This window comes from Fulvivirga aurantia, from assembly GCF_009711475.1.
Lineage (GTDB): Bacteria > Bacteroidota > Bacteroidia > Cytophagales > Cyclobacteriaceae > Fulvivirga > Fulvivirga aurantia.
This window is the reverse complement of record NZ_SMMD01000335.1, coordinates 1-1,816: the sequence shown is the minus strand read 5'-3', so window position 1 is coordinate 1,816 and position 1,816 is coordinate 1. Positions and strand designations below refer to the sequence as shown.

General features: G+C 37.8%; 3 protein-coding genes. All 3 read left to right on the top strand.

The window, feature by feature from the left end; genetic code table 11:
* A partial coding sequence (locus tag E1176_RS01595) for a DUF2147 domain-containing protein (protein WP_155208828.1) occupies nucleotides 1–427 on the top strand: 427 nt, incomplete at its 5' end.
* A gap of 104 nt (nucleotides 428–531) precedes the next feature.
* On the top strand, nucleotides 532–1,071 hold the full coding sequence (locus tag E1176_RS01590; protein ID WP_155208827.1) for an RNA polymerase sigma factor: 540 nt from the start codon (nucleotides 532–534) through the stop codon (nucleotides 1,069–1,071).
* Nucleotides 1,072–1,076: 5 nt separating this feature from the next.
* Nucleotides 1,077–1,816, top strand: a 740-nt coding sequence (locus tag E1176_RS01585) for an anti-sigma factor (RefSeq protein ID WP_222933051.1), incomplete at its 3' end; no start/stop codon positions are given.

The window sequence follows — 1,816 nt, the reverse complement described above, 5'->3', positions numbered from 1 at the left end:
GAAAGGACTAATTTTTACAATTGCGTTTATATGTGTTTTTGCGAGCATCCAGGCTCAGGACGTGCTTGGCAAATGGAAAACCGTTGACGATGAAACAGGCAAAGTAAAGTCGGTAGTTGAAATCTACGAACGAGACAACAAGCTGTACGGTAAAATAGTTAAGCTATTTAGAGAGCCCGGTCAAAATCCGGATCCGGTATGTGATGAGTGCCCTGAAGATGACCCTCGATACAACAAGAAGATCATTGGCATGGAAATTATCAAAGGCCTGGAAAAGGAAGGTACTGAGTACGCCAATGGTACCGTACTAAAGCCGGATGAAGGCAGAATTTATAAGTGCAAAATATGGCTTGAAGATGGTAATCTTAAAATAAGAGGATATTGGGGATTATTTTATAGAACACAAACGTGGGTTAAGGCAGGATAACGCCTAAAAAATCCGCAGTTTCAATGTTGCAACAGATAGTTTCACTAAAAATTGCACTATATGGTTACCTACACAAATCAATTGGTATAAAAAGCTGAGCTCAAATGAAAGATCAGGAGATTTTTGAGAGAATATGTAAAGGAGACGAACAAACACTAGAAGTTCTATATAAGAAATATTATAGAATGATGACCAAAATGGTCATTTCAAATAGTGGATCAGAGCAGGAAGCTAAGGACATTTACCAGGACGCTCTCGTGGTGTTTTGGCAGAAAGCCGTAAGTGGAAAGCTTGTTCTTACTTCTAAAATAAGTACGTATCTCTACAGCATATGTCAAAATCTCTGGAGAAAAGAACTTGATAGAAAGAAAAGACTTTCTCATGAAGAAAAAGACGGGGTTCAATTTATTGAACATGATAAAAAAGAGCGAGCAAAAATTATAAACGAATGCATTAGGCAGCTAGGAGATACTTGTAAGCATGTGCTCATGTATTACTATTTCGATGGCATGTCGATGCAGGAAATTGCTGATAAGTTGGGCTTTGCGAATACCAACACAGCAAAAACTAAAAAATATAAGTGTAAAAAGAAATTAGATGAATTAGTCAAATCTCAGTTTACCGAGAGCGACTTTCTTGATTAAAGAATATGAGCAATATAGAAAAAATAAGTGCCTACTTAGAGGATGAGATGTCTTTGGCTCAACGGCAGCAATTTGAAACTGAATTAACAAAAGACCCGGAGCTTTTGAATGAATTTAATTTTCAAAAAGATATCATAGAGGGGATTAAAGAGGCGCGCAGAGTTGAGCTTAAGCAAATGCTTGACAATGTTCCAGTCGGTGGTGCTGGTGCCGGAGGTGCTATAATGTTTGGTAAAATAGCCTCGGCCGTTGCTGTTTTAGGCATATTGGCCTTAGGCATATATTACTTTAGCCTTAGAGAAGACTCTGCAGAACCAGCAGTAACTCAGGAAGAAATTGCTGAAGTACCACTAGAAACAGAATCCACACCTGAAGTAGATGAAGTTGAAAATGAGGCTGAACCTATTGTTGAAGTACCTTCAAATACTGAGGTTAAGCCAACTGAACCTGAAAGCAAACCTGCTTTAGATGAGGTAAAAGAAACAGAGACTAAAGAAAAAGTAGCAGCACAGCCTGAAATCAAAAAGCCATCTGCAGCTCCTATTTTCGAAACTTCAGAAACAGATAGTCTCGAGGCACCTACAAATACTATTGTAGAACGCATCGATGAAAATGTATCTTCATTAGATGTTGAGATTGACAATACGAATAAGAAATACGCGTTTCACTACAAGTTTACTAAGGGAAAACTATTTCTGTTTGGTGAATTTGATAAAGGTCTCTATGAGATCATAGAGTTTAAAAC